The 8,051-nt window shown below is 64.6% G+C and carries 6 protein-coding genes; 5 read left to right on the top strand and 1 reads right to left on the bottom strand.

Annotated elements, in window-relative coordinates:
* From MFF42_RS18590 to MFF42_RS18570, 5 genes are all read left to right on the top strand, one after another.
* A partial coding sequence (locus MFF42_RS18590; protein ID WP_238257079.1) for a hypothetical protein occupies nucleotides 1-382 on the top strand: 382 nt, incomplete at its 5' end.
* 754 nt (nucleotides 383-1,136) lie between these two features.
* Nucleotides 1,137-2,315, top strand: coding sequence for an adenylate/guanylate cyclase domain-containing protein (locus MFF42_RS18585; protein WP_238257078.1), 1,179 nt, complete (start codon nucleotides 1,137-1,139; stop codon nucleotides 2,313-2,315).
* Nucleotides 2,248-3,684 carry a hypothetical protein gene (locus MFF42_RS18580; protein ID WP_238257077.1) on the top strand — a complete coding sequence of 479 codons (1,437 nt, stop codon included), beginning with the start codon at nucleotides 2,248-2,250 and terminating at the stop codon, nucleotides 3,682-3,684. Before MFF42_RS18585 ends, MFF42_RS18580 begins: the two co-directional genes overlap by 68 nt.
* Nucleotides 3,668-4,354, top strand: a complete 687-nt coding sequence (locus MFF42_RS18575) for a chromosome partition protein MukE (RefSeq protein ID WP_283206892.1) — start codon at nucleotides 3,668-3,670, stop codon at nucleotides 4,352-4,354. The genes MFF42_RS18580 and MFF42_RS18575 overlap by 17 nt, the downstream gene beginning before the upstream one ends.
* Entirely contained in the window at nucleotides 4,344-7,562 is a 3,219-nt protein-coding gene (locus MFF42_RS18570; RefSeq protein ID WP_238257075.1) for an ATP-binding protein, read from the top strand. The genes MFF42_RS18575 and MFF42_RS18570 overlap by 11 nt, the downstream gene beginning before the upstream one ends.
* Nucleotides 7,563-7,674: 112 nt before the next feature.
* On the opposite strand, the gene MFF42_RS18565 is transcribed toward MFF42_RS18570, so the two are convergent.
* The coding region (locus MFF42_RS18565; protein ID WP_238257074.1) for a hypothetical protein at nucleotides 7,675-8,051 on the bottom strand (377 nt) is incomplete at its 5' end.

Below are 8,051 nucleotides of genomic sequence, written 5' to 3'. Positions count from 1 at the left end.
TGCTGCCCGTGTCAAAGCTTTTGATTTAACAATGAAAATTTATACTGTAATAGTGGGTCAAATAGAAGACTTCGTTGATCGGAAATTCGGAAATGATTTATATAACAATCCGAGTCATATTGACAAAAGTATGGTCATCACAGCAGGTTATATGATGGAAAGACATCACTTATTAGATGGAATGCTTAAAAATATTTCTACAAATGTGAAATTTGTTGGAAATTATCGCAGTACTGACAGCGCCGAATTTATTATGAAAAATAACGATGTTGAGCTTCTATCGAATGCGCTTTCGAGCCGCTTATACCCTATGGCTGATTGGACTAGCAAGAGAGAAGTAAGAAGTTGCTTTTTGATAAAACTATTTTTCAAAACAATCTAATAACGTGCTATTTGATAAATCATCGGAGCTAGATCATGATCTCAACAAAATCAACAAAGGTCTTCGCTCTTCGATACCATCTTTCTGCGATGCTTACCATGATTGAGCGTCGTCTTAACTTACAAAAGGTAATAACTTAGAGCCAAGTAATAGCGTTGGCAAACGCTCGGATCTTCCTATCAGCGCGTTCTATGAAAGCCGATCTCCCAAATTCGTAGCCGCACCATCAATTGCCTCAGCCACACCAGTTCTGCTGGACACCAATAGGATCGGCAAGCTAACAGGTCTCGAACTGGCGGATCTGAATATCTGGAGGGATATCATCGAAAATGGCATCGCGAAACTCGGCGAAGTGACGTCGCTCGTAAACATAGGCATCATTAAAATTCTTTCAAACGACTATGTATTCTATACAGCTCGCAATGCCGTGCATGATTTATCACCTGAGTGCAGCCAGTCAGGCCAGGAGACACGTCCTCAGGCCGAGTTGAATTGACGCGTGCTGTGATAACTAGAAACTACTGGTCATTGCGCGGCACAGACAACGTATATCTCGTGTCTGGCGGTCAAATCAACTGGGATTCAGGGTAAATCAAAGTCAAATATAATGGCAAATATTTCCTTATTGGTACAGAAGGGAATCCTGCCGGTCGGGTACCAGGAGTCTCTACACCCTTGGGAATTGGGCGAAGGGGGCTTGACCCCGGCCGTGAGGGATAGTCCAACTAGTCCGCCAAAACTGAGCTTTAGGACAGTGGCCCGTCTTAGCACCGCAAAGTCCGCCACGGGCCATAATACATGGTCGCGTATCGAGATCCTGCTACGTCTACACCGGGACGGTACGGTCCTGAGGACTGCAGGCAACGAGCGCGAACTCCAGCAGCTCGTCGACAACGGCTGGGTCCAGCCGCAGCCCGGCAAGGCGCGTACCTTCGAAATCGCTTCGCAGAAGGCCCGCAGCAGCATCCAGCGGCGCATCAAGGCCCTATGGCCAGGGTGGGAGGAGGAGGTGGCGCACGCCGTCGCCGCTGACCGCGACCCGTTCCAGGAGGCGTCCTACACGGACCGGGGCCGGCTCGATCTCCTGCACCTGCCAGCCGGTGGAGGCCAGGCCGCTTACCGTCTCCTGCGGCAGGTCGTGGACGAGATCGAGCGCCGGCACGAGGGCATCGCGATCGGGCTCAAGCGCAACCGCGACGGCACCATACAGCTGGACGTCCGCGCCGACCCCACGCTCGCCAAGAAGCTCGGGAGCCTTGAGGACGAGGTGCTCCGGCTCCGGCGCCAAGTGGCATCGGCCTGGGCGCGCATCCGCGAGCAGAACGACGAGATCGAGGGGCTCGAACGTCGCCGCGATAAGCTGATCGCCAGCATTGCGACGGGTGGCGAGCCCGAGAGGCCCCGGCGCGCCGCCATCCTGTTCATGGACGTGGAGGGGTTCTCCGCCCTCGACACCGGCGAGAAGGCGAGGATCGTCGAAATCCTGTGGGGCGTCGCCGCCCTGAGGATCAGGGGAGAAGACGTCGCCGTCTGCAATACCTGGGGCGACGCGGTCATGGCCGTGTTCAACGACCCGAACGCCGCCCTGCACTGCGCCTTCGATTTCATTAAATCCCTGCAAGCCGTTTCGCTGCGCGGTCGCGTCGGCCTGTCCTACGGGCGCGTGCTGCTGAAGTACAACCCGTTGCGCAACCGCGACGATGTCGTCGGGCGTAGCGTCGATGAGGCAGCCCGCCTCGAGCCCCTCGTCAAGGAGGCCGGTGACAACGCGGCGGTCTTGGTGACCACTCCTTTCGACGACCTGCCCGACCTCGACCGCAGCTCGTTTCGCTTCTTCCCAATCCGCCTGCGGCTGCGCAAAGGCGTTGGCGGGCTTCGCGCCGGCGAGACGATCCCATGCCTGCGAGTCGAGGACGGCAGGAACGTGCCATGACGCGCCTGCGCCGGGCGCGGCCACCGGCCCCGAAGCACCGGGAGGGGAGGTGATGTCGGCCTCGCAGTCCGTCCAGAAGTACCTGGGCGACAGCTTCGAGATGAGGCTGGAGCGGGCGCACGTGGCCCTCCTGCTTCTCATCCACGAACGCTTGGCCGGGGGCGACACGCGCACGAGCCTGTCGTTGCCGGAACTCCGCTCGTTGGTCTGTCACGTCGATCACCTGTTCGGTGCCGACGCGGACGAGCCGACGGCCCGCCGGGCCCAGGCCGCGATCCGTGCCCTGGAGGAGGCGCGCGTGTTGATGCGCGCCGATCTCCTCGGACACGCCGCCGTCGTCCCGGAGTGGCGGCCGACCGGGATCGGACAGGCGATCTGCGAATACATCCTCGCCGCGCCTGTGTCGGCCGACACTCTCGCGGCCATCCTCGCCGCGGTCACCGGCACCCTGGCCGACGTCGCGGCGCACGCCGAGGCACTCGCCCCGGAGGCGGATTGGGACGCTGCCGTGATCCTGCGGCTGCGGCACGTCGTCGAGACCGTCACGCGCTCGGTACAGGGCTACCAAGCCATGCTCGACGAGAAGCAAATCCGCCTGCGCCAGGAGGTGCCGGGCATCGTTCGGGAGCGCTCCAAGGGCGCCCTGGAGAGTGCCATGGCGATGCTCAACGACATGACCGTCACCATGGCGGACCTTCGCCGAGCGCTGCTCGAGCGGGTCGACCAAGCCACCCTTCAAGTGCAGCGGATCGTCGACGCTGCCCGCGTAGCGGGGTCGCACGAGACGGCTGCCGCGGCCGATGCCACGCTCGCTCGGCTGGAGCAGATCGTCGCCTGGTCCACGGAACGCAGCGACCTGTGGTCGGAGTATTACCGCTGGATCACCGGGCACCTGCGGCTGCTCCTCAGGGTCGATCCGAACCGTGAGGTCTCGACGGCTCTGCGGCGCGTGCTCCAGATCTGGCCGGACGACGGGCCCGGCCTCCCCCTGTGCGCGCCCGAGTCCCTGCGTGTCCTCGACGATGAGGTGCTGCTGGAACGGTCGCCCACGCGGACGCGACGGCCGCGCGATTGGGACGCGGCTCTGGCCGCTGCCAGCCCGGACCTCGACCTGCCCCTGCAAGTCAGCCTCCTGGCCAACGAGATCGTCGCCGCTTTCGAAGCCGAACTGGAGGAACGCGGGGCGGCTTCGTTCGCGCCCATCCTGCGAGCCCGGATCGACGTGCCGCTCACCCTTCTCGGCGCAGCCGCCGGACAGGCCCTGCAGACCCTGCTCGTCCGGCACGTACCGCCCCGGTCGCGGTTCGTGCGGTGGGTTCACGTCCGGGACGGGGCGGAGGTGAAGGAATACGATGTCAGCCGGCAGTGACTTCGAGACCCTCGCGGACGCCATGCGGCACCCGCTGTTTCCACGGGCCGACGTGGCGCTCCGGGCCGGCGTCCACGTCACGCGCACGTCGGACGAAACGCTCTACGAATTCCTGAGCCTCGGCCACGACGTGCTTTCGGAGCACTTCGCCCGCTACGGCGCGACGCTCCAGCACGCGCCGGACGGCTTCTACTGGCTCGAGCCGGCGGGCGACCCCTCCGCCTGCCTCCTGTCCATCCGTCACCTGAGCGAGGGGGAGATGCTCGTCGCCATCGTCGTGACGGTGCTCACCTTCGATGCCGACCGCGCGGACGAGGCGCTCGCGTCCGGCGGCCTGATCACCGTCGCCGAAATCCTGAGGACCTTGGAGGCGCTTGGCGACCAGCGACAGCTGATGGCGGTGGCGGGCGTGCGCGCGCCGCACAACCTCACGCCGCAGAGGATCCGGGGGGCGGTCATCAATCACCTGCGCCAGATCGCGGCCATCGGTCTGGTTGCTTTCGCGAATGATTCTCGCGAGGCCGTGCGCACGACCGAGGCCATCGCCCGGCTCGTGCATTTCGCTCAGCGCTTCGCCGCGCAGGTCGGCCCCGACCAAAAGCCGCGGCAGGGGAGCGCCGCGCCGGCCGAACCGATCGATCCGAGAAGGGAGGCTGACGATGGCAGGTGACGGCCTCCGCCTGCTCGTCCTCGTCAACTGGGATGGCTTTCCCTACGAGGCGTTCGAGCTTGACAGCACTGTGACCTCCCTGTGCGGGGATAACGGGTCCGGCAAGACGACGATCCTGACGGCGGCTTATCTCGTCCTCTTGCCTGATCTGTCGCTGGTCCGCGTGCGTCCGGTCGCCAACGCCCAGCACGCCACCGGCGACATCGCCGCGCGCATCGATGCCAACGAGACTTTCGCCTACAGCGCGCTGGTGGTTGAGCATGGGGGTGATCTGACCCTGTGCGGCGTTCACCTGGAGCGAAAGCCCGGCGGCGGCCTCAAGCCGTCGCCATTCTTGATCCGCAACATTCCGTCGGCGCTCCTCGACGCTCTGCGGGATCTGTTCACCGACTTCGACGGCGACGGCGAGCTCGGCCGCGATCTCCGCGACCTCGCGCAGATGGCGCTCGAGCGCGGCCTGGATTTCCACCGCTGCGCGACGGTCGAGGAGTATCTGTCCGATCTCTTCCAGCTCGGGGTGGCGCCCCGCGCCATGACCACGCCCGATGACCGCCGGCAATACGGGCGTCTGTTGGAGACTTCCCTGCACGGTGGCCTGTCCGCGGAGATCGTCCGCGGGCTGCGCGAATACATACTCGCCCCGGAGCCGCGCGTGGACCGCATCCTGTCGACCATGCAGGATAACGTGCAGGCCTGCCGCCGCAGCCGCCTCGAAGTCGAGCGCACGAGCGAGAACCTCGCACGCCTCGAGAGACTCGTACGAGCGCTCGACGCGTTCACCGTGGCCGAGGGCATGGCCATCGGCGGGGCGGTCGCGGAGGCCCGCGGCCGACTGCGGGCCTCGCTCACCCGCAAGCGCGCTCTCGCCCGGAGTCTCGCGGGCTTCGATTCCGACGTGGCGGAGGCGGCCGAGCGCATCATCGAACTCGAGGCGGAGCAGCAGCGGCGGGAACGACTGAATCGGTATCTGTCGGGACGAGCCGAGCGGGCCCTGACGCGGGTAAGGGAGGAACGGGACCGGCTCGGGAACGCGCAGGCTTCCGCGCAGGATCGGCTCCGGGCCGCCGACCAAGCCCATTCGCTGGCGCGTCGCGTCCGCTCCCTCCTGCAGAAGCGAGAGCCGGCGAAGGCGCGAGGCAAGTCATGGGCCGCCGGCAATCGACTCGCCGAACTCCTGGCTGGCCTCGAAGAGACGCTTGCCGCCGCGCAGGGGGCAGACGCGAGCATGCGCGCCTCGCTCAAGGAGATCGAAGTCACGCTTGCGGCGCTGGAACGCCCCAAGGGGGTGCCCCCGGAACTGGCCGAAGCGGCCGCTCTGACCGGCGGCACGCCCGTGAGCGAACTGTTCGAGGGCGGCGACGCAGAGGAGTTGCGCGAGATCGAAGCCCAGCTCGGCCCCCTGGCTCGCCAAGGCCTTGTCGTCGCCGAGCCGCTGGCGGCCGCCCGCACGCTGGCGCGCGTTGGCGTCGGCGGCGCGGAGCTCTGGCTGACATCCTCGCCGGCTCCCCATCGGAATCGGACGGGGCAGCGCATCGGCGTGAGCTGGATCGATGAGACGACCGACAGCGTGCGCCTGACCAGACTTCCTCTCAGCACCACCCTCGGGAGGGCGGCGCGCGAGCGCCGCATCGAGGAATTGGGCGCGCAACGCGCCAGGCTGGAGACCGAGCAGCGGGCGGCTTGCGAGATCGCGACACAGGCACAGCGCTTGGCCTTCGAGGCCGAGCGCGTCGAGCACGACCTGTTGCCCCTGACAATGGTGGGACTGACGCGCGCCCTCACTCAAGCAAAGGCGGAGGCGAGGCACATTGGCGAACGCTTGGCCGCCCTCGACGAGGTGAAGGCCCAGCACGAAATCGATTGGCGCAACCGACATGCCGCCAATGCACGCGCATCGGAGCGGCTAAGGTCAGCGATCGAGCGGGCGACGGAGCGGCTCCGGTCGACGCACGAGGGCCAACGCGACACGCGCCAGAAGGCGGCCCAGCAAGCTCGCGAGCACGAGACCCCCCGGTGTGAACTGCGCGCCGCGATGACCTCCTGGGCCGCCATCAAGGGGCTATCGCTGCCCGCGTGGTTACGGGAGGAGCCACCCGAAGCGAGCGAGCGATACCGGCGGCGTGACAGGCTGCGCGACCTGCTACAGGAAACGGAAGGGACCGAGGCGCTCGCCGCGCTCCAGGCGGACGGGCCCAACCCGGGTATCCTGCTCCGTGACATGCACCGCGCGACGACGGCGCACATCCGCAATCTCCATCCCCTCGACATCGGCGAGGTGGACACGATCGAGGCCATCGTGGCGCTGCGCGGGCGCCTCGAACGGCTGGGCCGGCAATTGTCCGAGCACCAGGATCAGCTGCAGGTCAGCGCGGGCGAGGTGTCGACCGCGCTGCAGAGCCAAGTCAGCGGGGCCACCCGTCGCATCGCTCGCCTGTCGCAGGATTTTGGGGAGACGAGCTTCGGTACCATCCGCGCCGTTCGCGTGAGGGCCGTTCCGCAAAAGAACCGTCTGGAGTTTCTCGAGGCGCTGCGCCGCCAACCAGACTTCTTCGCCCGGTCGGACAAGTCGATCGAAGTCGCCTTGCAGGAACTTTACCGAGCCGCGACCGGCGTCGATGCCCAGGATTTCGCCCCCCTCGACTATCGGCGCTACATCGAGCTCGTCATCGAGATCTGCGGCGCCGACGGCAGTTGGCGCGACGCCCGTCAAGCCTCGACTGGAGAACTGGTCGGCTCGGGGCTCGCCGTGATTCTGATGATCCTGCGCTCCTGGGCACGCGATTCCCGCAGCCGAACGCCGGTCCGTCGCCTGCCGCTCCTCCTCCTCGACGAAGGCGCGCGCTTCGACAGGAACTCCTTCGCCATGGCCGTGGATCTATGCCGTGCGACCAAGACCCAGATGATCGTCGCCCTGCCCGGCATCCCGCTCGCAAGCAACATCACCATTCATACGGTCGTGCGCGCGCCGCTGGCCAACGGCCGCAGCGTGGTCGTCGTGCGCACCTTGCGAGGTTTCGGCGGCGAGGCGGCCGAAGACCGTAGAACCCCGAGATCATCCGATAGCGAACAGATGCTCGCTCGCGAATCGTCTACCGAGGCGGTCGGAGCAGTGCTGGAGGGGCGGAGTCAATCAGCCCAGGATGTGGATCTCTCAGCTAGGAATGGCGAGCACGCAAACAACAACGTCTTAACTGCCGGTGGCGCTTAGCAGGCGTAGACCTGCACCTTATCGTAGCGAAGGGCCACCTCACCAAGTTCCTTGGGGATGAGCATGTCATGTGCTTCCCGATACAGCGCCATCCCAAGATCCTAACTGAGCTTCAAGTAAGCGAGGAGATGACCACGACGGCACCGCGCGAAGCGGCTTGAGTGAGGCCGCGGTGTAGATGGGGCGCGGACTCGAGCCGCCGGTCTCCTCGCGCAGGATCGCGACGATCTGCTCTGCTGTGAACCTTGACCACTTCATCGTGCATCCACTGGAACATTTTTGGTTTGAGCAGAGGCGCTGAGGCGGGGTTCACGCGGAGCGATGCATAGCCCGGCTTGAAACAGAATAAAAATTCGATATCAATGAGATAGACGTTCGCAGACATATTCTGCTTGGCCCGCCAATTCCGTACAGAACTGCGAACGCCGGACACGGCTTCGCCGCCCGAACCGGTCAGGGCATTCTCCAGGCTCTCCTTGTCGCCGACGA

The organism is Methylorubrum podarium (assembly GCF_022179745.1).
GTDB classification, from domain to species: domain Bacteria; phylum Pseudomonadota; class Alphaproteobacteria; order Rhizobiales; family Beijerinckiaceae; genus Methylobacterium; species Methylobacterium podarium.
Note: the sequence above shows the minus strand (reverse complement) of the source record. Positions and strands in the feature narration are given on the sequence as shown.

Bases quoted from the DNA above. Each gene is read 5' to 3' on its own strand.
- MFF42_RS18575 (WP_283206892.1), top strand. From the start codon at position 3,668: ATGTCAGCCGGCAGTGACTTCGAGACCCTCGCGGACGCCATGCGGCAC.
- MFF42_RS18570 (WP_238257075.1), top strand. From the start codon at position 4,344: ATGGCAGGTGACGGCCTCCGCCTGCTCGTCCTCGTCAACTGGGATGGC.